Consider the following 21,743-nt stretch of genomic DNA (forward strand, 5'->3'; position numbering starts at 1 on the left):
CGGTTGGTGGGCTGAATGGTAGCTGAATGGCAATGATCGCACGCGATCGGAATCCTGCAGCCGGACGGCGCTGTTACAGGAACCATGGGCTCAATTGGCGGTTGGCGGTGCACACAATATGACGGTATCGTGGCGTGGGGCGGCTTGCGAGCGTTTCGGGCGCGGCTGAGGGATTAGTTCAATGATGTTCGTTATGTTGGTCGCCGCGATCGGCCTCGTTTTGGCGGGCCTGTTGGCAACCGGCTATGGAATCTCGATCAAGGAATTCAGTACCGGCAACACGCTCATCATCACCGGTGTGATGGCTGTTTGTACCGGCGCGATGATGCTCGCGCTCTGGATGGCGGTCAGGGAACTGAAGACGATCGCGCGGCGGCTCGGTACTGGCGTGCCTGAAGCGCGCGGGGAGGCCCGAGGTGAGGCCATGGTGCGGCCGGGGCTTCCCGCCGCCACGCGGGATTCCGCCCCCGCCAATGGCGGCTTTCCGGCCGCCGAGCAGGCCGGCGGTCCCGGACCCTTCTCTCCACCGGCACCGCCTGCTTTCTCTCCACCGGCACCGCCGCCATGGCAGAACGAGGCTGTCCTGCGCGATCATCCGATTCCGGAACCGATGCACCCCGAACCGCCATCGTCGGCTTCGAAACCGAAGCGCAATTTGCTGTTTTCATCGACGTCGCGAAAAGAGCGCGAGCGTGCCCAGGCGCGGTCTGGCGAGCCGCTGCCGCCGGACCTGTTATCGTCGGACCTTCGCCCCAGGCCGCCCACCGTGCCGCCGGTCGAAACGGCCGAACCACAGCCGGCATCGTTCGACGATGCCTGGCCGAAAGCGGAACGCGCAAAGCCCGGTGAAATTTCGCCGCAGCGGCGCAGCGGCCGCATGCCCCCGACGCACGCAGAAGCCAATGGCGGACCGGTGCGGCGTGAGGATCAGCCGGAGGTGACGGTGCTGAAATCGGGCGTTGTCGATGGCATGGCCTATTCGCTCTATTCCGACGGTTCGATCGAGGCCCAGATGCCGGAAGGGATGATGCGCTTCGCCTCGATCGATGAACTGCGCGCGCATCTCGACCAGCGGTCCTAGGACCGGCAATACTTGCCGCGAAGCCCGCCCTCGAAAATAAAGCGCCGCCGTTCTTGTCAGTTTCCCGGCACTTCGTTCATATTCGCAAGTCGTATGAGATGCCGCTGATGTATAGGCGCGGCTGGATACTGTCCGAACCGTATGGACAGATGCATTCGTGATCCCAAAAGGTTGAGCCATGACCGATTCCGCCAGCAAGACGCCCGTCGAACTGACCGCCAATATCGTATCGGCCTATCTCAGCAACAATCCGACCCAGGCCTCGGAAATCCCGAACCTGATCAGCCAGGTCCATGCCGCGCTGATGCGGGTGTCGAGCGGCCGCCCCGAGACGCCGCTGGAGCCGGCCAAGCCGGCCGTCTCGGTGAAGAAGTCGATGACCCCGGAATATCTGGTCTGCCTCGAGGACGGCAAGCGCTTCAAGTCGCTGAAGCGCCATCTGCGCACGCAGTACAACATGACGCCGGAACAATATCGCGACAAATGGGGCCTGCCGCCGGATTACCCGATGGTGGCGCCGAACTACGCGGTGGCGCGTTCACAGCTCGCCAAGAAAATGGGCCTCGGCCAGCAGGCGCGGAAGCGGAAGTAGTAGCCCGTCATTGCGACCCGTTGGCTCGCAATGACGTTGCCTAGGAAGCCGCGGCCAGCGTCTCGCGCGCGTCGGAGCGGATGCGCTCGACCATGGAGCGCAGGCCGTTGGAACGCTGCGGCGTCAGATGCTCGCGGAATCCGAGTTCGTCGAAGACGGCAACCGCATCCATTGCCAGGATCTGCTGCGGCGTGCGGCCGGAATAAAGCGTCAGCAGGATCGCAATCAGGCCGCGCACGATATGGGCGTCGCTATCGCCCAGATATTTCAGTCGCGGTTCACCGCTGCCGCTGCGGTCGATCTGCCTGGACAGCCAAACCTGGCTGACGCAGCCGTTCACCTTGTTCTCGGCGGAATGCTCGGCCTCCGGCATCGGGTCGAGCGTGCGGCCGAGTTCGATGACGTACCGGTAGCGGTCGTCCCATTCCTCGAGCAGCTCGAAATTGTCCCTGATTTCGTCGATCGTCATCTTGGCCCGCGTCGGTTTCCTTAACGTTCTATATAGGATGCGGATCGAGCGAAAGCGACGGAAATGGAACCGGTTCCGTAGCCTTATTTTGAGGCCAACGGCGTCCGCGGCAGCCGCCATTCGATCGCCATGTCGTCGTCCGTCAGCGCGTCGGCGGGCGACGCGTTCACGACCACGGCCTCGGCGTCGTCGCCGATCGAGCTGGTATGGTCGGGCTTCTTGTCCGGGACGCCGGGATGGTCGGGCTTGGTGATGATCTTATAGAGCTTGCGGGCGCCATCCTGGGCGCGCTGGCCGATCGCGGTCGCGGCCTGACCGCCGACCTCACAGGCCGCCGGCTGGCGCTTGCAGAACTGGCCCATGTCGGAGACGGCCGCGGTCGCAGCCGATACGGCTTCGGAAGCGCCGATCTGCGGCACCTTGTCCGATTCAGGCGTCTTTTCCCTGGGCAACAGCACGAGCACGAGCCCGAGCCAGAATGCCATGCGAAGCAGAAAAAACATCTCGCGACCCCGGTCGTCTCTTATGGTTGTGTTGCGGTTAAACCGCAGCTTTGTTCCTGATTAACAGCCGTCGATAAATCGGAAGTGTTTGCATTGAGGTAAAGTCACCGAAAATTCGTTGAAAGTTTGAATGATTCGATTCGGCGTAAATTTTAGATTTATGACCACTATCGCGCGAAGACTTCGCGCCGCTCGCGCATCCACCATTTCGAAACCATAGATCGATCCCGCTGGAAACCTGTCGTTCACCATCCGGGCCGAATGAGCGTTGTGCGAGGCGTGAAACGCCCGCGAATGCACGATGCTGGTCGGTCGCTCCCGGCGCCTTAGCGTTCGCTTAAGTTCGCTCTGACACGGTGACGCAAAGATTGAGGGGGCGTTCCGGCGCGTCTGTCTGACGATCAAGCCGAAGCGCGAGAGCCGTGACTGTTTTGAGTATCATCCGCGATTGTCTCGATGCCCTGCTGCATCCCTCGGCACGATATGATGCGCTGACGCGTGCGCGTCACCGTGCATTCATGGCGCCGCGGCTGCTCGGCAGCCTGGTGGCGCTTGCGGCTTTTCCGATCTATCTGGCGATGCGCGGGGCGCCCACGGCGCTCGAGGTCGCGGCCTTCGCCTGGCTGATCGCACCGATTCTGTTGTCCTGGTTCCTGTCGCGCACCGGCCGCTACGAAGGCGCGCACATCCTCTCCGCGCTCGCGCTGGCGGGCCTCGTCATGATGGTTGCCATAACCACCGGCGGTATCGAATCATTCGCCGCGGTCTGGCTCATCGTCGTTCCGCTGGAAGCCGCGCTGTCGGCCTCGCGCCGCGTGGTCGCGTTCGCTTCCGCGCTGGCGCTGGCATGCGTCGCCTTGCTGATCGCGCTCGGACATTTTCACTTGCTGCCGGTGCCGGAGTCGAACGCGGCCCTGCGCGGCGTCCTGATGGGGGCGGGCGTGGCTTCCGCGACGCTCTATGCGGCAGGACTGGCCGTCAGCGCGGAATCGCTGGCGCGCACTTCCGTGGCGCTGCTCTATGTCGAGGAAGACCGCTATCGCTTGCTCGCGCGAAACATGAGCGACGTGATTTCGCGTCACAACCGCAACGGCGCCGTGGAATTCATTTCGCCGGCGGCGGAAGCCATGCTCGGCACGTCGGGTGCACGGCTTACCGGCCATGGCCTGTTCGACCGCGTCCATGTTGTCGATCGTCCGGCCTATCTCACGGCGCTGTCGGATGCCGCGCGCGGCAGCGAGCAACGCGTCGAATTCCGTCTCCGCCGCGACGCGGTTCGCGGCCAGAACATTTCTGCCGATTTCATCTGGGTCGAGATGCGTTGCCGGCCGCTCGAGCAGGTTTCGCCCGAGGCCGATGTCGTCGCCGTGATGCGCGACGTCACCGACCGCAAGGTCCAGGAGCAGGCCCTCGAACTGGCGCGCACCGCCGCCGAGCATGCGGATGCCTCCAAGACCCGATTCCTGGCCACCATGAGCCACGAATTGCGCACGCCGCTGAACGCCATCATCGGCTTCTCCGAGATGATCGTGCACGAAGAGGCGATGATGCTCGATGCCGCGCGCCGCAAGGAATACGCGCAGTTGATCAACGATTCCGGCCAGCATCTGTTGTCGGTCGTCAACGGCATCCTCGATATCTCCAAGATGGAAACCGGCAATTTCGAAATTTCGCCGGAGCCGTTCGCGCCGCGTGCGGCGCTCCTGCACTGCTGCAATTTGCTGGCGCTGAAGGCGCGGGACAACGGCGTCGATCTGATCACCCGCGCGGCGGAGGACTTGCCCGTGATGAACGGCGATCCCCGCGCGTTCAAGCAGATCGCGCTGAACCTCGTCGCCAACGCCATCAAGTTCACCGAGCGCGGCGGCAGCGTGACGGTTTCAGCCTCAGTCGAGGGATCGCGGCTGATGCTGAGTGTCACCGATACCGGGGTCGGGATCGACGCCGAGGATCTCGCACGGATCGGCGATCCGTTCTTCCAGGCCGGCAAGACCTATCAGCGCAAGCACGAAGGCACCGGCCTCGGCCTGTCGATCGTGAAGGGCCTGGTCGGATTGCATAATGGCGAGATGAACGTGCAGAGCACGGTCGGCGAGGGTACCACGGTGACTGTTGCCTTGCCGCTTGACTTTGCGCCGCTGTTGACGCCTTCAAATAACATCGCGCCGCTGAAACCGGCGCTGCGATCCGGATCACAGGATCAAGTCCATCAGGTGAAGAAACGTGCCTAGGCGTAGTGACGATAATGACGAGATGCCGCGCCGCCGCCGTCGCGGCGCGAAGGCGGCGGCGATTGAAGTGGAGGAACATCGCGGCCTTGTGATGCGCATCCTCCTGCACAGTCCGAAAGACATGGTCGCGGGCCTGCTCGCCGCTGCCGCGATCTGCGCCATCCTCGCCAATGCGCTGTTCTTGCAGGCCGGCCGCCATCCCTCGCCGATGTTCAGCTCGGTGGTGACGCTGCCGGCGCCGCAAGCCGCCGCCGTGAGCCCGCTGCCGCGCCCGCGCCCGGTCGAACTGACCTCAAGGCCGGCGGAGACAGAGCCGCCGGAAATCAGGCCGGTCGAGGCGAGGAGCGCTGATCCCAAGCACGTCGAGATCAGGAGCGGGGATTCCAGGAGCGATTCCAAAAATCCTGACTCGGTGGTCAAGTCGACCGGTGCGCCTACTGCTGCGCCCGCGAATGTGGCGCGTCCGCCCGCGCCGATTCCAGCCACCGCGCAAAGCGCCGGCGCACGCCGCGTGGCGGCGGTGCAGCGCGCGCTCACCCAATATGGCTACGGCCAGTTGAAGCCGACCGGGGCGGTCGGCGCGGACACGCAGGCCGCGATCACAAAGTTCGAGCGCGACCGCAAGCTCCCGGTCACCGGCCAGATGTCCGATCGGCTGGTGAAGGAACTCACCGCCATGATCGGCCACCCGATCGACTAGCTTCCACCTGATCGCTGGCCTATACGTCGCCACCATGCGATTGAAATCATCCATCTGGGTGGCCGCCTATCTGCGCCGCTGCCAGACTGAGGGAATCTTTGGCGCCGTGCGCAAGCGCGGCGCGGAGGAGGCGGGGGCGGTGTTCGTCAAGGTGGCGCTGCTCGACGGCAACGCCATGCTGTATGCACCGGCGCCGCAGACCGTCTATGACGAGAGCCGTCCGGCCGAGCGGCTGTTCGCGCCGGCCTCGCCGCAGCCGGTGCCGGAGCAATCGGTGGAGGAACGTCTCACCAAGGAACTCCGCTTCGATCCCGACGCCTGGATCGTCGAGACCGAAGACCGGGCAGGGCGGCACTTTCTGGATCTGGCGAAGGCTTAATTAAAACCGCGCGCTAACGCTTCGAGCCGTCGGTGCCAGTGCGAATAGCCGGCGCCGTTCCGGGCTGCACGGCAGGCCGTGTTTGCAATGTCGCCGCACGGGCGCGATGGCGTTCGTCGTCGTAGAGCGCAGCGCGATATTTGGCGCGGGTGACCGCCATGGTCGAGCCGCGCCACGCCGCCAGCATCACCAGCGCGGATCGTTCGCTCAAGCGGTCGTAAAGCCGCGACAAACGATAAACATGATGCACGGATGAGCCGAACTCGGGATTAAGGAACAGCAGCACGCGCTGGAACGCGGCGCTCGGCATGTCCAGCGCGCGCGCGGCGCAGGCCAGCGGCTCGCCGCCGGGATCGTGGACCACCTGTTCGGCAATCCGCTGCGGCAGGATCAAGGCTTCGCCGATTTCGAGCGCGAAGTTTTCGGTGTCTTCGGCGAATGCGGCCATCTCCAGGATATGGAGCGCGCGCGCGGCGCGGGCTGCGGGAATTCGCGCCGAGGCTTTCAGCGGCGTGTCGGCAAGATTGTGCAGGATCAGCGCGCGTTCGCTGGCGCCCGCCGCGAAGAACATGTCGCTGATTTCGGCGGCATCGTTGGGCCGCATCGACAGGGTGGACGCCATCCGCAGTTGCGCTTCCGTCGGCGCCTTCACCACTGGCTCGCTGGCCGGAGCCGCGGCAATCGGGGCTGCGAGCGGCAAGTCCTGGCCGGGGGGCGAACGCCGCAGCCCGAGCTTGTCCATGATCTCGGCCGGGGTCGCCGGATAGATCGCGAGCCGCGCCCGCACCGCGGCGCGGGTCGCGTCATCGACCTGGTCGATCAGGCGGGAGGTCAGTTCGACGAACTGCCGTTCCTCGTCGGCGGAATGGACGCTGGTCTGGACATAGAGGTCGGTCAGCACGCGCAGCAAGGTCGGCCTGATATCGACGCCCTCGCGGCGCGAGAGCGTCATCAGCCCGTCGAATCCTGGAAACAATGGAGCTGCGGTCATGTCAGGTGTGTACGCGACTTCGGTAATCCCTCGCGGCAGCCTACGCACGGCACTTTAAGAGTTGGTTAAGGAAAACAGCCCGTGAAGAAATCCACTAAAATGCCAACTTTCGGCGGGCGCCGGGCCCGGAACCCGTAACTGTACCGCCTGCATAAATTAAGATGCCGTTAACCACGTTCTGTTCTGAATAATGGCATGTCGCTGGCCAGATCGTGTCCGTGCGGCAACCAGAGAGAACGGAACATGGGCACCATCATTGAATTTCCGGCGGATGCGGCTTCGCGACGGCCGGGCTCAACCATGGATGGCGCTCCACGCGATGGCTTGGGAACCGTGCTGATCCTTCCCGTTGTCCGCATCGAACGTGCAGCCGGCGAAACCGGCGACGGGCGCGGGCCGGAAGAGGGGACGGCGCCCGGTCGCCGTCGCCGTCGGCGCCCCTGAACGACGGACGTTTGCAATGCCGGAGCTGTGCCTCCCGATCCGGACCACCGGGCTTCGGTCACTCCCGGCGCTCATGCTGCTCGTGGCAAGCGCTGTGCTCGGCGGCTGCAGCGGCGGCGATTTCGGCCGCACCCGCGCCGATATGCGCAACGACGACATGCACCGCTGGCTGGGCGCCGAGGCTACGGCCAGCGTCGGCCTCAAGCCCTCCCACTTCCAGCTAACCGAAAACGAACGCCAGCTTCGCGATCTCGCCTATCCCCTGATCGAGCCGCCGCACTCGCGGCCCGCCTGGAAGAGCGTGTTCGGCGATTACCAGCCATTGCCTTCGCCATGGCGGCAGAAGGTGGTGTTCGACCGCACCACCTACGGACGCGCTTTGATCGACGAGCCGCACCGTTCGCACACCTCGCGTTATCAGCAGTTGATCGAGGACGTCCGCAACGACATCACGCGGTTCGAGCCGTTCTTTGCCTCCGCCGCGCGCGTCATCGAACTCGACCGCAAGCGCAGCGCCAGCCTCAAAATGGTGTCGGAACTATCGCCGCGCGAACAGGCCGATGCGATCGCCCGCATGGAAGAGAACACGCTGATCGTGCAGTGGGTCCAGCAATGCCTGGAGCGGCGCATTTCGTCGTATCGCTGGGCGCTGGAGCGGTTGGTGATTCAGACGCCCGACACTATTGCGGCCGATGCCGACCGCCTGATCGGTGAACTCGCAGCGCAAACTGCAAACCCGCCGGTCGCTGCCCAGCCCGTGATCGGGCGGGCAGTGACGGTGAAGGGTTAAACTACGGCGTTACTCATAAATCTGAAAAAGAGCCATGTACTTGGCGATGTTCGGATTACGCTCAGAAGCGGACATCTGGGCTGGCCTTCAGCGAGTCTGCAGAAGTTCGCGAGATCGATCCTTCTGGCCCTTATTGCCTGTTCGCCATTCATTTCTGGCGAAGTCCTGCCTTGCGTAGGCCGTCGGCGATGCGAGCTCGCTGCGTAAGACAGGTCGGATTATCCGTTGGCGAACTGGCGTGGAATTGAGCGATACTGAAATCCGGAGCAAGGATGAGCCCCGCCTGCACATAAGCTCGTGATTCCTCGATCTGACGGAGATGAGCCAACGCGGCGGCAAGATAGAAATGGACGAACGGGGCAATGTTCCGGTTGGTCTCGATGGAGCGCTTGAACCAGTGAACAGCCGTCTCATCGGCTCCAAGATATGACTGCGCTACGCCGGCCGTATTCATCCAGGAAGAGGCCTTGTTGTCGCGGGGAGAGAGCCGGAATGCTTCCATGATGTGGGCTTCAGTCTCCTCGGCCCGACCCAGATTGCACTTGCCAAGTCCGATCCATGCATGGGCGGTGGCCAGATTTCGATCCAGCGCCAACGCCCGCTCACATTCGGCAATGCCCTGGGCGGCGCGTTTGGTGAAAATCTGGACGACGCCCATCAGGCAATGCGCCCTCGCGTGATTAGGCGTGTGGGCAAGTATTCCGGCCAAGGACGCCTCGACCACCCGCAGGGGCGCCGTCCGGTCGATCAGCATGGAGGTAGCCCGCATGGCATCGACGTCGGCCATGCCCACCATGGCTTCGACGTTCGCGGCGTCCAGGCGGAGCGCTTGTTCGAAGAATGGGCGCGCCTGCGACAGGCTTGCGGGATCCGTTCCGCGATTCAGATACAACATGCCCTGGAAGTACAGGTCCATCGAATCCGGATGCGGTGCCCGCGCTGCGCGCCGTGCCTCCACCATTACCAGCTCGGTTCCCAGTTGATTGGCAAGACGGGCACCGATCTCGTCCTGCATGTCGAAGAGGCCGGCGACCTGTTTGTCGAAACGTTCGCCCCACAAATGATTGCCGGTCTCGGCATCGATGAGCTGGACGTTGATGCGCATCCGGCCTCCAGCCCGCTGCACCGATCCCTCGAGCACGTAGCGAACGCCGAGCTCGCGGCCGATCTGCGTTAGATCGACATGCTTTCCCTTGTAGGTGAAGGCGGTGTTGCGGCCGATCACGAAGATGCCGGCCATTCGCGACAGATCCGTGGTCAGGCTCTCGGTCACGCCGTCGACGAAATAATCTTGCGCGGGATCGGGGCTCAGATTGGCGAAGGGCAGAACCACGAGCGACGGCTTGCCTGCGGCGGGGCTTGGCGAGCTGATGACCGTCGCTGTTGTCGGGTCGGGTGCCTCGCGAACGGTGGCGACGAATCGGACGCCCTTGCGTGGAAAGGTCTTGATGAGTCGCTGCTCGTCTCCGGAATCGCCGATCGCCTTCCGCACCGCATTGAGCCGCGTGGTCAGAGCGACGTCCGTGACGACGCGGCCTTGCCAGATTGTGCTGATCAGGTCGTCCTTGCTGACGACGCGCTCGCGGTTGCCGATCAGATAGCCGAGCAGGTCGAACACCTGTGGCGCGATGGCGATCACATCCGCTCCGCGGCGCAGCTCACGCCGGTCGGTGTCGAGAGAAAAATTATCAAAGAAATAGCGCAAACCACCTCCCCGCAACCGCGGTCGATCGTTGAAATCCTTCTGTTCAAGAATAAGCTGCCGGTAAGGAAAAAGTAAGCCGGCGACCAAGCCTGTCGGTCCCCGACGTGATACATCCGACGGTAGAACCCGCGCGGAAACATTGGGCTACGTCAGGGAGACAGGCGATGATCACGCGTCGTAACGTGTTGACGGTGTCGGCGGCCGCTGCCGCGTTCTCCGCCGCGCATCTTGTGCCGCGGGCGCTTGCACAGCCGATCGCGAGAACCGTGCATATCCTGATGGGCTTCACGCCCGGGCTACAGGACGCCCTGGCGCGGCTCGTGGCCGGTCAGATGAGCGGCTATGCGCAAACCATCGTGGTCGAGAGCCGGCCGGGCGCAGGCGGTCGCATCGCGGTGGAGGCGGTGAAGAGCGCCGACGCCGACGGAGCGGTCATGCTGTTCGCGCCGCTCGGCTTCATGATGTTTTTTCCGCACGTCTATAAGACGCTGAGATACCAGCCGCGGGATTTCACGCCGGTGTCGACCGTCGCCTCGACCCCGACATTGCTGACGGTCGGCCCGAAGGTGCCGGCCGACGTCAAGACGCTGGCAGATTTCGTTGCTTGGTGCCGCGCCAATCCGAAGCTCGCCACCTTTGGCACGCCGGGCGCTGGAACCACGCTGCATTTTCTCGGTACGATGCTGGGCCGCAGCGCGGGCTTCGATTTTCTTCACGTGCCCTATCAGGGCAATGGCGCGATTCAGGATCTGGTCAAGGGCGTGATTGCAGCGGCTGTCATGCCGATCGGCAGCGCGCTCGGACTCGTCCAATCTGGAGACCTTCGTGCGCTGGCGACCACTGGGCCCCGCCGCTGCCCGTTCGTTCCGGCGGTACCGACGGTGCGGGAAGCTGGATATCCGTCGCTCGAGGACCTCACATGGTTTGCGTTCTTCGTTCCGGCGAAGACGCCGGCGTCGATCGTCGACAAGCTCAATGCCGCGATCCAGGCGGCCTTGCGCACCGACGAGGTCAGGGCCGGTATGGCAAAACTGGCCGTCGAGCCCGACGCGATCGCCATGGGAGACTTCGCCCGGCTGATCGCATCCGAATCCGACCGGTGGAAGGCGATCGTGCAGGCAACGGGGTTCGTCCCGACCGATTGAACCCGGCATTGACAGGAGGCAATACATGAGCCGGCCAGCATCCGTGCATGATCTCGTGCAGTCGCATCGCATCACCGCAGTGATCTATGCGGCGGCGAAGCTCAAGCTCGCCGAGGTCATCGGCGATGAGGTGAAATCGGTGGCCGAACTCGCCCGGCTGGTGTCCGCCGACGAAAGTGCGCTGCGCAGACTGCTCGTTGGCCTGACGACACTTGGCCTATGCAGGCAGGCCGACCGGGACCGGTTTGCCATGACCGATCTCGGCCGGCAGCTCGACGAGACCGCCGATCCATCCTTCAAGGACTGGGTTCTCTTTGAGGGCGAGATGCTCGCGCAATCCTGGAGCGGACTGGTCGACTCGGTTCGCTCTGGGAAGAGCGCGGCCGAGTTGCGCGGCGATGGCGACGATCGCTATGCCGCGACAAGCAATGCGCCGGAATGGACCCGCCAGTTCAACGCTGCGATGGTCAGCCTCACGCGGACCATCGTTCCGAAGGTCGTTGTGGCGCACGACTTCGCGGCCGCGCGCGTTGTCATGGATCTCGGCGGCGGCACAGGCGAATTGATCGGCGGCGTGCTCAAGCACAACCCACATCTTGAGGGCATCGCCTTCGACCTTGCGCGCTGTGAGGCAGAAGCGCATGCGCATTTTGATCGACTTGGCATCGCCGATCGCTGCCGGTTCGTTGCCGGCAGTTTCTTTGAAGGAGTTCCGGGCGGTGCCGACACGATCCTAATGAAGAGCATCCTACACAATTGGAAAGACGATCGTTGCGAGGTCCTTCTGCGCAACTGCCGGGACGCGCTGCCGGCCGGCGGAACGTTGATCGTGATCGAGCGGATCATGCCGGAGCTTGCCACGACCGAGACCCAGGACCGCTCCTGCGCCATGAGCGATCTCAATATGCTGAGGGGACCTGGTGGATGCGAGCGGACGGAAGCCGAGTATCGCAGGCTGGCCGTCTTGGCCGGCTTCGCCTTCGTCAGGACAAGCGGTATCGGCTCGTTCAGCTTAGTCCAATTCAGAAAGGTTGGACACTAATTGTGCCTACCACCGCGCCTCACTGACGTATCCGGATTTTCCTAAGGATAACGGGAACGATTTCCGCCTCGTCCGGATGTCCGCTTTTCCGGAGTGACCAGCGCATGTCTTGTGAGTACACGCCCACAGCTAGCGCCCGGTCTTGCCCGCCGATTTGGCGCGGCCCGCTTTGGGGCGTTGCCGCTGCAGTTTCGCGATAAAGTTCTGCAAGGCTTCTGACGGCGGCCGCGCCGCGCTGTAGGCGAGGCCAACTTCGCGCTTCACATCGACGTCGATCTCGCGCACGGCGACATCGGAATTGGCGCGCGCCACGCCTTCGGGAACGATGGCAATCCCGACACCGGCGGCCACCAGCGCCATCGCCCAGTCTTCCGATTCAGCGATCGCCGCGGGCTGGCGTGACGCCGATGCGGCACGGCCGAAAAACTCGCTCTGCTCGCAATGACAACGATCGACCATGGCGACGCCGGCGAGATCCGCGGTGCGCAGCCGCTCCTTCAGCGTCAGCGGATGCGACGGCGGCAGCGCTGCGACATAGCGCTCGACCCAGAGCGGAACGAAATGCTCGTCGGCGCGCAGAAGGTTTTTGGAGACGATCCGCGCATCCGAAGGCTCATCGACGCCGACGAGGCGGAGCGCGATGTCGGAAGTCGCGGTCAGCGGCTTCAACAAAGCAATGGTTCGCGGCCGATCGAGCGTGCGCATCAGGCCGAGCGTCAATGCGCTCCGCGTCGCAGGTTTCCGGAACAGGTTTTTTGCGGCGTCGGCCTCGTCGATGATGCGGCGGGCCACGACGTGGAATTGTTCGGCCGCTTCCGTCGGCGCCACGCCCTTCTTGTGCCGGATGAACAGCGCCGTGCCGAGTTCGGCTTCCAGATTGGTGATCGCCGCCGAGATCGAGGGCTGCGAGATGAAACAGCGCCTGGCGGCCGCCGTCAGGTTGCGCTCCCTGAACACGGCCGCGAAATAGCGGAGTTCGCGCATATCCATAGTCTGTTCCTATTGATAGTATCAGATATTGATATTTTACCTATGGTGTGCCGAATGGCAAGCAGGGCGCCTGACCTCGAAGGAGACCTTGTCATGCGCGTCCACCATCTCAACACCGGCACCATGTGCCCGATCGGCCGGCGCCTGGTGAACGGCACCGGGAGCATTTTTCAGCGCGCGCGCATGGTGTGTCATTGCCTGCTGATCGAGACCAATGACGGGCTGGCGCTGGTCGATACCGGCATCGGATTGGACGACATCGCCAACCCGCCGCGGCTCGGGCCCAAATGGGTCCGGCAGACGACGCCGCGGCTCGATCCGGCCGAGACCGCCGTGCTGCAGGTCGAGACGCTCGGCTATTCCAGAAGCGATGTGCGGCATCTGTTGCTGACGCATCTCGACCGCGATCATGCCGGCGGCATTCCGGATTTTCCGAATGCGAAGGTGCACGTCCATCGGCGCGAGTACGACATGGCGGTGACCGGCCGGATGTCCGCACCGAAGGGCCGCTACATCACCGATCAGTGGAAGCATGGGCCTCAATGGGCCTTCTATGGGGATGGCGGCGAGGACTGGTTCGGTTTCAAGGGCGTGCGCGCGCTTGCCGATCGCGAGCCTGACGTCCTGATGATCCCGTTGCCGGGCCACACATTAGGCCATTGCGGCATCGCCGTGCGGAGCGGGGACAAATGGCTGCTGCACGCCGGCGATGCCTATTTCTTCCACGGTCAGATGCAGGCTTCGCCAAAAATGCCGCTGGTGCTGGGCATGTTTCAGCGCCGCGCCGACATGGATCGCGCCATGCGCGTCGAAAACCAGGAGCGGCTGCGGGTGCTCAAGGCCAATCACGGCGATGCCGTGACCATCTTCAACAGCCACGATCCCGTGGACTACGAGAATTGCCGCTGCGGCCAGCACCAGGAAGTGCCGGCTCACGCTAGAGCAGGATGTGATTAGGTTGGGCCGTGACGACGGACCATCTCGTGCCGGACGCAAGCGGCGTGAGTGCTGCGAGCCGGGACCCATTCTACTTTGCATGGGGTTGTTTTCGCGATTTTGTGTCTAGGCCCTGCGGTGTACCGCCGAAGAGTATCTGCACTGCGTCCGGGACACGAGATCGTTAGCTTCGCGCTACTGGCGAATCGATTCGACTCCAACCCATCCCGCTCTAGGCAGTGATCAGCGCTTGGACCGTGGCGCAGGGGCCGGGGGAGGCGGCGCCGGTTCGGGTTGCTTGGCCGGTGGCGGCTCGGTCTGCACGGTGCACTGCGACGCCGCGAGCGAAGCCTGCGCCTGCGGCATTAAGCCGGGCTCCGGCGCCAAGGCCTTCAGCACGATCAGGCCGGTCGCGGTGGGGGAGTCGATGATCAGTCGGTCGGCGGCGGTGATTTCCTCATCCTCCGGCAATTCGGAATGCTGCTCTTCCGTCATCAGGTCGAGTTCGATCACCTTGCGGCCGGCCGAGCGGTCGTTGATGGCGTAGTAGGCGACCTCATTGCGCGTATAGAACGACACCGAAGTATAGGCTTGGCTGACCGGCACCGTCAGCTTGATCGGTCCGCCGGTAAGGTCATAGCGGCAGATCGCGACCGCAAAGGCCGGGTCCATGAACGGCATCGGCGCGTTGTTGGGCTCGGCGAGCGGCAGCGCCGTGACGGCGTTCTCTTTGGTCATCGGCGTCAGCCGCGAATAGGCGTCCTGGGTGGCAATGCGCGGCAGCGCCAGCACGCTGACGAGATGCACCACGCCGCCCAGCAGCACGCCCGCGATGATGGTGAATACCAGCCGGATCATGGGCAGCCTACCGTCGTGATGGAAGGCATCGGCGCGTCGCGCTGCGTCCGCGTCGCCACGCCGACCGGCGTATCATAGAGCCGCAACATCAGCGCGTAGCGCTCGATGCCGCCGGTCGGCAGCCAGTTTCCGGCCCGCGACCGCGCCGCCACGCGGATCTCGAACGCGCCGTCGGAGCCACGGACGATTTCCTGGCTGGTGAAGCCATAGCGCTGCAGCGAATTGGCGACCAGATGGCCCTTGCGGTCGAACAGCGTCAGCGTCCAGAACCGGGCCGCCGGCGTCACCCCGCTGACAACCACGTCGCAGCGCCCGTCGAGCGGCTTGTTCTTGTCGTCTGACGTGGCCGAGAAGGCGATGCCGTCACCGGTGCCGATCGGCAGTTCGCCGCTGCGGGCAATCGAGGCGCGCGAATAGGGATCGACCTCGGCGGTGCCGCTCTTGGGCCGCGCGGTCCAGGCGCCGATCGTGAGCGTGCCGAGATCGGTGCCGCGCGTCGCCGTCATGTAGGTCGAGCCGAGACCGACGGCCGTGGCAAGCGCCAACGCCAGCAAGATGATGAAGATCAGCCGCACGGGCCAGTGCTCCGAAATCTCACGACATCAGATTCCGGTTGAACCGGCTTCATCCGAAACCTGAAGCGTTTCTTTTGGTGTGAGCATGTCGGCGCAGACGCCTCGCATCTGCTCCGAGGAAAGCCGGTTAACATTCTGCCGGATCATGCCTTTTAATTCTTCCGCTGCGCCGGTGCAGGCTGGTCGCCAGCGGCTGCGATATAATTCTCGGGGAAGGCCAGCGCGCCTGATGTGACCGGCTTGGCGGGCTGCTTCTGATCGTTCGACGAGGTCTTGCCCGCGGCCTTGCCGGCCTCGTCGAGCAGCTTTTCGACGCGCACCAGAATATCCGCGCCGCGCTTGGTCAATACCGGCGGCGGTCCCGGCTTGGTCTCCAGCACCCGTGCCGCGCTGTTGGCCGCGACGTTGGCAGGCTGGGCGGGCGGCGGCAGTTTCGTGCCCATGCCGATGCCGGGGATTTCCTTCACCTCGACGCCCTGATGGGCGACGAGCATGATGTCGTGCCAGGTTTGCGCGGGCAGCGAACCGCCGGTCATGCGGTTGGTCGGCGAGTAGTCGTCATTGCCGTACCAGACCGCGCAGGTGAAGTTGCCGGTGTAGCCGACGAACCAGGCGTCGCGGTAGGCGTTGGTGGTGCCGGTCTTGCCCGCGGTCGGAATGCCGTCGAGCGCGGCGCGGCGGGCGGTGCCCTCGCTGACGACGTGGCTCATCATCCACGCCATGTCGGCGGCGACGGAGGCGGGAATGGCCTGCACCGGCTTCTTGCCGTCGCGGTCGAAGCGCCAGACCAGATCGCCGGCGCCGGTGCGCACTTCCAGCACCGCGTGAGGCTTTACGGATTTGCCCTTGTTCGGGAACGTCGCATAGGCGACCGCGTGTTCGAGCACGGTGACTTCATCGGAGCCGATCGGCATCGACGGCGTATCCGGCAGGGGGGCTGTGAGGCCGAACTTCCGCGCCACCTCAGTGATCTTGACGCGGCCGGCCTTGGCGGGGTTCGGTGACTTGCCGCCGAGCGCAATCGACAGCTTCACCGGCACGACATTGATCGAGCGGGTGATCGCCTGGGTCAGCGTCACCGAGCCGGAATAGGAGTGGCCATAGTTCTGCGGGCACCAATTGCCGATGCAGACCGGACCGTCGACCACGATCGATGACGGCTTGTAACCGTTCAAGAGCGCTGTGGTGTAGACATAGGGTTTGAACGAGGAGCCCGGCTGCCGGTAGGCGTCGGTCGAACGGTTGAACTGGCTGGCGCCGTAGTCGCGGCCGCCCACCATGGCGCGGACGCCGCCATCGAGATCGGCGACCACGGTGGCGGCCTGCGTGGCGTGATAGTCGCGGCCGAACTGGCGGAGCTGGTTTTCGACCGCGTCCTCGGCGGCGCGCTGCACGTTCATGTCGATCGCGGTGCGGACCACGAAGACGCGCTCGACATAGGATTTCGGGAAGGTGTCGACCAGCTTGCGCATCTCTTCGAAGGCGTAGTCGAGGTAATAGTTCGGTGAATTTTCGTCGCGGCGGTCGACGGCCATCGCCGGATTGCGCCGCGCACCGAACACCTGTCCTTCGGTCATGAAGCCGGCATCGACGAGGTTGTCGAGCACGATGTTGGCGCGGGCGCGGGCGGCGGGCAGGTTGATGTGCGGGGCGTATTTGGTCGGCGCCTTGAACAGGCCGGCCAGCATGGCGGATTCCGCGAGATTGACGTCGCGCGCCGACTTGTTGAAGTAGAAATGCGCCGCGCCGTCGACGCCGAACGTGCCGCCGCCCATATAGGCGCGGTCCAGATAGAGCTTCAGGATCTCGTTCTTGGTCAGCCGCGTCTCCAGCCAGACCGCCAGAAACGCCTCCTTCACCTTGCGCTCGATGGTGCGCTCGTTGCTCAGGAACAGGTTCTTCGCCAATTGCTGCGTGATCGAGGAGCCGCCCTGGCGCACGCCGCCGGCTTGCGCGTTGGTGACGAGGGCGCGCGCGGTGCCGGGGAAGTCGATGCCGAAATGGTCGTAGAAGCGGCGGTCTTCGGTGGCGAGCGTCGCCTTGATCAAATTGTCCGGAAAATCTTCCAGCGGGATCGAGTCATTGTGCTTGATGCCGCGGCTGCCGATCGGATTGCCGTAGCGGTCGAGGAACGATACTGCGAGATCGGATTTCTTCAGCCAGTCGTCATCGGCGGTTTCGCGAAACGCGGGGATCGCGAGCGCCAGCATCACGATCAGCCCGCCGAGGCCGATCGTGGCGGCTTCCGAAAACGGTTCGATGAAGACCCAGCGCTTCCAGCGGCCGACATAGAAGCGGTCCATGAAGGTGGAGTAGCGCTCGTACAACTCGCGCAGGCCCTTGCCCGACGAGAACAGCGTCGAATCGATGCGCGCATCCAGATCCAGAAGGAAGTTCCGGATCTTCTGATTCCACTGCGGAGGTAGGATCTGGCGCACCGGGACCCTTGATCGTTTAAAACGCTCACGCACCCGGCCGGGCGCTGTCGAGACGTCATGCTTTGTTGTTGCGGCAAACCCAAGGCGCTTTTAGGACGCTTGGGGACTCGCAATTGTTCTATCCGAGCGGGGGCTATAAACCAATGCTCTCGCTCACCATTTTGGTGGTCAGCCCTAACGCGTTGCCACCCTTTTTTGTGCCCGTAGTCAGCCGGCTTGCGCCCCTGTCGCCGGACCTCCTAGAAGGGTTGCAACCGAACTCGAGCCGTAAACCAACCGACTTCATGACCGCACCGCCCAAGCGAGCTTCCAGCCAGGAGGGATTCTTCTGGAAAACCAAGACGTTGGAGGAAATGTCCAGCGCCGAATGGGAAAGCCTGTGCGACGGCTGCGCGCGCTGCTGCCTGGAAAAGCTCGAGGACGAGGATACCGGGAAAATCTACTTCACCCATGTTTCCTGCAAGCTGCTGGATTCCGGCCTATGCGCCTGCAAGGACTACCATAACCGTTCCGACAAGGTTCCGGATTGTGTCCGCCTGACGCCCGAGAACGTCCGCACCCTGACCTGGCTGCCGCCGAGCTGCGGCTACAAACTGGTCGCGGAGGGACGCGATCTCTATTGGTGGCACCCGCTGATTTCGGGGGACCCCAACACCGTGCATGAAGCCGGGGTTTCGGTGCGCGGCAGGGTGCTGGGCACCGAGGACGAGATTCCGGACGAAGACCTCGAAGACCATATTGTGCAATGGCCGGCGCTGTTGCCGAACCGGGCGCGGCTGAAGAAGCGGCCCAAAGCTTGAGTGTGGCGGCCGTGAACGGCAGGCGCTGATGCGGTGCGCCGGGCCCTCCGCGGACGACGGACAATTTCGGACGTGCTCGCGCAGGCCGGCTGACCCCGCCTTGATTTGACTTTGCCCGGACGCTACCTTGGCTTGTATTTTCGACAGATTGATTTTCAAGGATGAATTTTGAGGGGGAGCCGACATGCCGCGTGCTCACGCCAAGAAGACCCGGAACCCGACCTACAAGAAGACAGCCAAGAAGAAATCTGCCGTTCCTGTCACGAAATCTGCCATGCGCTTGTGTGCGCTGGCGCCGCGTACGGTTCGCCCCCTCAGCGCCACCGTAATGGCCGATCCGATCCGCGCGCGTTCGATCATGGTCTCGCAATCGAAATGGATGAACGGAACAGTACTGCATTATTGCTTCTTCACGTCGGGGCATTTCGCCGTTCCGAAACGGCAGGCGGCCGCGATCCGCAACGCCTTCGCCCGATGGAAGCGCGTCGGAATCGGGCTGCAGTTCAAGGAGGTGAAGGAACTCGGGGAAGCCGAGGTGCGGATCGGCTATTCGGTAAAGGACGGCGGCTCCTATTCGAGTGTCGGCCGTGAAGTGCTGAACGATCCGCTGACCCAGCCGACGACGGTCTATGGCTGGAGCCTCACCACGAAGGAAGGCCGCTCGACCGCGCTGCACGAGATCGGCCATGTGCTCGGCATGGAGCATGAGCACCAGAATCCATTTGCCGGAATCAAATGGCACGAGGAGGCGGTCTACAAGAATCTCAAAGCGCCGCCCAACGAGTGGACTCGCAAAGAGACGTTTGACAACATTCTGCAGAAACTCTCGCTGGAGCAGGTACAGGGATCGAAATGGGATCCAAAGTCGATCATGGAATATGAATTCGACCCGGGCCTCATCGCCGAGCCCAAGCGGTATGAGACCGAAGGTCTGTTTCCGCCGGGAACGCTGTCGGCGGCCGACAAGAAATGGGTCCGCAAATGGTACCCGCCGCTGAAAAAGTCACCGGACAGGCTGCACGCGTTAAAGCCCCTGGTCGTCTCGCTCGACGCCGGCAAGCAGATCGACTTCGTCATCGAACCGGCGTCGTCCAGGAAGTACACGATCGAGACCAAGGGGGCGTCGGACACGACGCTTGTCTTGTACGAAGTCATCGACGGTATGCCGCGCTATGTCTCGGGCGACGACGATAGCGGCGAAGAGCGAAACGCTGCGATCAGCCACAAGCTCTTCAGAGGCCGTCAGTATGTCGTGCGACTTCGCCTGGTGCACCCCGGTCCAACCGGCGAAGTATCGCTGGTGTACTCCTAGAGGGTCCAGTTTCCTACGAGGACCGTATCGTCCCGTACGATCACGGGATTGCGATGGTGCCTTCGCGGGATGCTCCCATGCGCGCAAGCGTCTGCCGCAAGGGAAATTTACCCTCTAAAGTGCGGGCGTTATGGCGATTCCATCTCGGCGGTTTTGGCCGCGCAGAACAATATTACGTCGGACATGAACAAGCACCAACGGCAGGACCGCGAGTCTGCCGACCAGACGACATTGCCTGACGATATCGGCAGCGAACTATCGCGCATCACGACGGAGGTCATCGATGTCAGCGATGCACCGCCGATTGCGCCACCTGCGCCCTTGAGCCCCGACGAGGTTCGCACCATCCTGATGAGTCTGTTGCTGACGATGTTTCTGGCCGCGCTCGACCAGACCATCGTGGCGACGGCGCTGCCGACCATCGGCCGCCAGTTCAACGACGTCAGCAACCTGTCCTGGGTCATCACGGCCTATCTCCTGGCCTCGACGGCGGTAGCGCCGGTGTTCGGCACGCTGAGCGACATTTACGGCCGCCGCGTGATGATTACCGTTTCGCTTGTCTTGTTCACGGTCGGCTCGATCCTCTGCGCGGTGGCGCCGAACATGCCGGTATTGATCGTCGCGCGTGGCCTGCAGGGGCTCGGCGGCGGTGGCATCATGCCGGTCGTGCAGACCGTGATCTCCGATGTGGTCTCACCGCGCGAGCGCGGCAGGTATCAGGCCTATTTCAGCGGCGTCTGGATGGCTGCAGGCCTGATGGGTCCCGTGCTCGGCGGCGTGTTCGCCGAGCATCTGCACTGGTCGATGATCTTCTGGATCAACGTGCCACTCGCCGTCGGCGCGCTGTTTCTGCTGCTGCCAAAGATGGGCAAGATCCCCGTGTTCCATCGCCGCCGCAAGGTCGACTGGCTCGGCGGCGTGCTGTTGATGGCGTCTGCGGTCGTCGTGATGCTGGTGCTGAGCTGGGGCGGCAACCGGTATGCCTGGCTGTCGCCGGCGATCATGGCGATGATTGGCGCGGCTGTCGCGCTGGCGTTCGCCTTCGTCTGGCACGCGCGCAATGCCGAGGAGCCGTTTCTGCCGCTGCCGCTGCTGGGTGGAACGGTGGTGCCTTACGCGATGGCGGCCGGCGGCTGCGCGCTGGGCGCCATCACCGCGCTCACCGTGCACCTGCCGCTGTATTACGAGGTCGTCTATCATTTGACCGCGAGCGAAGCGGGGCTTGCGCTGATCCCGCTCGCCGCGGTTTCGACCTGCGGTGCGGCGATCGCCGGACGGACCATGGCGCGCGCCAAGCACTACAAGCGCGTGGCGATTGCGGGTACTTCGGCGGCGGCGATCTTCGGTGCGGTGCTGACCGTGACGACGCTGCCACTGTGGGGCTTGCTGATCGTGCTGTCGCTGTTCGCGCTCGGGCTCGGCACCACATTCCCGGTCAGCGTGGTCTCGCTGCAGAACTCGGTGGCGCGCGCCCAGATCGGCACCGTGACGGGTGCGATGAATTTCTTCCGCTCGCTGATGTCGTCGTTCATGGTCGCCGCCTTCAGCGCGATCCTCCTGATGGCGCTGGGCGCGGGCATCTCGCTCGGCGAACACCGGGGACCGGCGAACGCAATTTCTGTAGCCGACATGATCACCGCGTTCCGCTACGTGTTCGGCGCCGCCACCGCGCTGCTGGCCTGTGCCGCGCTCTGCATCATTGCGATGGAGGAACGGCCGCTCGCCGGCCCAACGACGCCGGCGGAGATGGCGGAGTAGGGCT

At 63.7% G+C, this 21,743-nt stretch carries 21 protein-coding genes; 13 read left to right on the plus strand and 8 right to left on the minus strand.

Going from position 1 to position 21,743, the window contains the following annotated elements:
• Positions 1-181 precede the first annotated feature (181 nt).
• Positions 182-1,081 (plus strand): DUF308 domain-containing protein, encoded by a 900-nt coding sequence (locus tag V1294_RS15990; RefSeq protein ID WP_334498494.1) that lies wholly within the window; start codon positions 182-184, stop codon positions 1,079-1,081.
• A gap of 178 nt (positions 1,082-1,259) precedes the next feature.
• Positions 1,260-1,673: a MucR family transcriptional regulator gene (locus V1294_RS15995; protein WP_108513078.1), complete on the plus strand. Its 414-nt coding sequence runs from the start codon at positions 1,260-1,262 to the stop codon at positions 1,671-1,673.
• Positions 1,674-1,713: 40 nt separating this feature from the next.
• Here the strand turns inward: V1294_RS15995 and V1294_RS16000 are convergent, their stop codons facing one another.
• Together V1294_RS16000 and V1294_RS16005 are read right to left on the minus strand one after the other, a co-directional pair.
• Positions 1,714-2,142, minus strand: coding sequence for a SufE family protein (locus V1294_RS16000; protein ID WP_334498497.1), 429 nt, complete (start codon positions 2,140-2,142; stop codon positions 1,714-1,716).
• 83 nt (positions 2,143-2,225) lie between these two features.
• Positions 2,226-2,645, minus strand: coding sequence for a DUF5330 domain-containing protein (locus V1294_RS16005; protein WP_108513076.1), 420 nt, complete (start codon positions 2,643-2,645; stop codon positions 2,226-2,228).
• 422 nt (positions 2,646-3,067) lie between these two features.
• On the opposite strand from V1294_RS16005, the gene V1294_RS16010 reads away from it, so the two are divergent.
• Genes V1294_RS16010 through V1294_RS16020 form a run of 3 tightly spaced genes read left to right on the plus strand, consistent with a single transcriptional unit; the run spans position 3,068 to position 5,955 of the window.
• A complete protein-coding gene (locus tag V1294_RS16010) occupies positions 3,068-4,876 on the plus strand; it encodes a sensor histidine kinase (RefSeq protein WP_334498499.1) in 1,809 nt (602 codons plus the stop codon).
• Positions 4,869-5,576, plus strand: a complete 708-nt coding sequence (locus V1294_RS16015) for a peptidoglycan-binding domain-containing protein (RefSeq protein WP_334498501.1) — start codon at positions 4,869-4,871, stop codon at positions 5,574-5,576. The genes V1294_RS16010 and V1294_RS16015 overlap by 8 nt, the downstream gene beginning before the upstream one ends.
• Before the next feature lie 34 nt (positions 5,577-5,610).
• Positions 5,611-5,955 carry a DUF1491 family protein gene (locus tag V1294_RS16020; RefSeq protein ID WP_108513073.1) on the plus strand — a complete coding sequence of 115 codons (345 nt, stop codon included), beginning with the start codon at positions 5,611-5,613 and terminating at the stop codon, positions 5,953-5,955.
• Positions 5,956-5,968: 13 nt separating this feature from the next.
• Here the strand turns inward: V1294_RS16020 and V1294_RS16025 are convergent, their stop codons facing one another.
• Positions 5,969-6,946, minus strand: coding sequence for a DUF2336 domain-containing protein (locus tag V1294_RS16025; RefSeq protein ID WP_334498503.1), 978 nt, complete (start codon positions 6,944-6,946; stop codon positions 5,969-5,971).
• A gap of 243 nt (positions 6,947-7,189) precedes the next feature.
• On the opposite strand from V1294_RS16025, the gene V1294_RS16030 reads away from it, so the two are divergent.
• Both V1294_RS16030 and V1294_RS16035 read left to right on the plus strand, forming a co-directional pair.
• Positions 7,190-7,390 carry a hypothetical protein gene (locus tag V1294_RS16030; RefSeq protein ID WP_108513071.1) on the plus strand — a complete coding sequence of 67 codons (201 nt, stop codon included), beginning with the start codon at positions 7,190-7,192 and terminating at the stop codon, positions 7,388-7,390.
• 16 nt (positions 7,391-7,406) lie between these two features.
• On the plus strand, positions 7,407-8,180 hold the full coding sequence (locus V1294_RS16035) for a hypothetical protein (protein WP_334498505.1): 774 nt from the start codon (positions 7,407-7,409) through the stop codon (positions 8,178-8,180).
• Between the two features lie 148 nt (positions 8,181-8,328).
• On the opposite strand, the gene V1294_RS16040 is transcribed toward V1294_RS16035, so the two are convergent.
• A complete protein-coding gene (locus V1294_RS16040; RefSeq protein WP_442895447.1) occupies positions 8,329-9,885 on the minus strand; it encodes a winged helix-turn-helix domain-containing protein in 1,557 nt (518 codons plus the stop codon).
• 164 nt (positions 9,886-10,049) lie between these two features.
• Here V1294_RS16040 and V1294_RS16045 point away from each other — a divergent pair, with 164 nt between their 5' ends.
• Together V1294_RS16045 and V1294_RS16050 are read left to right on the plus strand one after the other, a co-directional pair.
• Entirely contained in the window at positions 10,050-11,030 is a 981-nt protein-coding gene (locus tag V1294_RS16045; RefSeq protein WP_334498509.1) for a Bug family tripartite tricarboxylate transporter substrate binding protein, read from the plus strand.
• 25 nt (positions 11,031-11,055) lie between these two features.
• Positions 11,056-12,072 (plus strand): methyltransferase, encoded by a 1,017-nt coding sequence (locus V1294_RS16050; RefSeq protein WP_334482210.1) that lies wholly within the window; start codon positions 11,056-11,058, stop codon positions 12,070-12,072.
• Between the two features lie 129 nt (positions 12,073-12,201).
• Here V1294_RS16050 and V1294_RS16055 read toward each other — a convergent pair whose 3' ends face one another.
• Positions 12,202-13,062: a LysR family transcriptional regulator gene (locus V1294_RS16055; RefSeq protein WP_334498511.1), complete on the minus strand. Its 861-nt coding sequence runs from the start codon at positions 13,060-13,062 to the stop codon at positions 12,202-12,204.
• 93 nt (positions 13,063-13,155) lie between these two features.
• On the opposite strand from V1294_RS16055, the gene V1294_RS16060 reads away from it, so the two are divergent.
• A complete protein-coding gene (locus tag V1294_RS16060) occupies positions 13,156-14,019 on the plus strand; it encodes an MBL fold metallo-hydrolase (protein ID WP_334498513.1) in 864 nt (287 codons plus the stop codon).
• A 222-nt stretch (positions 14,020-14,241) separates the two neighbouring features.
• Here the strand turns inward: V1294_RS16060 and V1294_RS16065 are convergent, their stop codons facing one another.
• From V1294_RS16065 to V1294_RS16075, 3 genes are all read right to left on the minus strand, one after another.
• A complete protein-coding gene (locus tag V1294_RS16065; protein ID WP_334498515.1) occupies positions 14,242-14,856 on the minus strand; it encodes a DUF1254 domain-containing protein in 615 nt (204 codons plus the stop codon).
• Positions 14,853-15,431: a DUF1214 domain-containing protein gene (locus V1294_RS16070; RefSeq protein WP_108513064.1), complete on the minus strand. Its 579-nt coding sequence runs from the start codon at positions 15,429-15,431 to the stop codon at positions 14,853-14,855. Before V1294_RS16070 ends, V1294_RS16065 begins: the two co-directional genes overlap by 4 nt.
• 152 nt (positions 15,432-15,583) lie before the next feature.
• A complete protein-coding gene (locus V1294_RS16075; protein WP_334482201.1) occupies positions 15,584-17,869 on the minus strand; it encodes a transglycosylase domain-containing protein in 2,286 nt (761 codons plus the stop codon).
• Between the two features lie 284 nt (positions 17,870-18,153).
• Between V1294_RS16075 and V1294_RS16080 the strand changes: the two genes are divergently transcribed.
• The 3 genes from V1294_RS16080 to V1294_RS16090 all read left to right on the plus strand — a co-directional run bounded on the left by V1294_RS16080 (position 18,154) and on the right by V1294_RS16090 (position 21,739).
• Complete coding sequence (locus V1294_RS16080) at positions 18,154-18,669, plus strand: YcgN family cysteine cluster protein (protein WP_334504659.1); 516 nt, start codon at positions 18,154-18,156, stop codon at positions 18,667-18,669.
• Positions 18,670-18,853: 184 nt separating this feature from the next.
• Positions 18,854-19,981 (plus strand): M12 family metallopeptidase, encoded by a 1,128-nt coding sequence (locus tag V1294_RS16085; RefSeq protein WP_334498517.1) that lies wholly within the window; start codon positions 18,854-18,856, stop codon positions 19,979-19,981.
• 183 nt (positions 19,982-20,164) lie between these two features.
• Positions 20,165-21,739, plus strand: a complete 1,575-nt coding sequence (locus V1294_RS16090) for an MDR family MFS transporter (protein ID WP_334498519.1) — start codon at positions 20,165-20,167, stop codon at positions 21,737-21,739.
• The last annotated feature ends 4 nt before the right edge of the window (positions 21,740-21,743 follow it).

The organism is Bradyrhizobium sp. AZCC 1678 (assembly GCF_036924765.1).
Lineage (GTDB): Bacteria > Pseudomonadota > Alphaproteobacteria > Rhizobiales > Xanthobacteraceae > Bradyrhizobium > Bradyrhizobium algeriense.

What these genes read in the sequence shown, in the direction of transcription:
- V1294_RS15990 (WP_334498494.1), top strand. Translation starts at nt 182, where the DNA reads ATGATGTTCGTTATGTTGGTCGCCGCGATCGGCCTCGTTTTGGCGGGC.
- V1294_RS15995 (WP_108513078.1), top strand. Translation starts at nt 1,260, where the DNA reads ATGACCGATTCCGCCAGCAAGACGCCCGTCGAACTGACCGCCAATATC.
- V1294_RS16000 (WP_334498497.1), bottom strand. Translation starts at nt 2,142, where the DNA reads ATGACGATCGACGAAATCAGGGACAATTTCGAGCTGCTCGAGGAATGG.
- V1294_RS16005 (WP_108513076.1), bottom strand. Translation starts at nt 2,645, where the DNA reads ATGTTTTTTCTGCTTCGCATGGCATTCTGGCTCGGGCTCGTGCTCGTG.
- V1294_RS16020 (WP_108513073.1), top strand. Translation starts at nt 5,611, where the DNA reads ATGCGATTGAAATCATCCATCTGGGTGGCCGCCTATCTGCGCCGCTGC.
- V1294_RS16025 (WP_334498503.1), bottom strand. Translation starts at nt 6,946, where the DNA reads ATGACCGCAGCTCCATTGTTTCCAGGATTCGACGGGCTGATGACGCTC.
- V1294_RS16030 (WP_108513071.1), top strand. Translation starts at nt 7,190, where the DNA reads ATGGGCACCATCATTGAATTTCCGGCGGATGCGGCTTCGCGACGGCCG.
- V1294_RS16035 (WP_334498505.1), top strand. Translation starts at nt 7,407, where the DNA reads ATGCCGGAGCTGTGCCTCCCGATCCGGACCACCGGGCTTCGGTCACTC.
- V1294_RS16045 (WP_334498509.1), top strand. Translation starts at nt 10,050, where the DNA reads ATGATCACGCGTCGTAACGTGTTGACGGTGTCGGCGGCCGCTGCCGCG.
- V1294_RS16050 (WP_334482210.1), top strand. Translation starts at nt 11,056, where the DNA reads ATGAGCCGGCCAGCATCCGTGCATGATCTCGTGCAGTCGCATCGCATC.
- V1294_RS16055 (WP_334498511.1), bottom strand. Translation starts at nt 13,062, where the DNA reads ATGGATATGCGCGAACTCCGCTATTTCGCGGCCGTGTTCAGGGAGCGC.
- V1294_RS16060 (WP_334498513.1), top strand. Translation starts at nt 13,156, where the DNA reads ATGCGCGTCCACCATCTCAACACCGGCACCATGTGCCCGATCGGCCGG.
- V1294_RS16065 (WP_334498515.1), bottom strand. Translation starts at nt 14,856, where the DNA reads ATGATCCGGCTGGTATTCACCATCATCGCGGGCGTGCTGCTGGGCGGC.
- V1294_RS16080 (WP_334504659.1), top strand. Translation starts at nt 18,154, where the DNA reads ATGACCGCACCGCCCAAGCGAGCTTCCAGCCAGGAGGGATTCTTCTGG.
- V1294_RS16085 (WP_334498517.1), top strand. Translation starts at nt 18,854, where the DNA reads ATGCCGCGTGCTCACGCCAAGAAGACCCGGAACCCGACCTACAAGAAG.
- V1294_RS16090 (WP_334498519.1), top strand. Translation starts at nt 20,165, where the DNA reads ATGAACAAGCACCAACGGCAGGACCGCGAGTCTGCCGACCAGACGACA.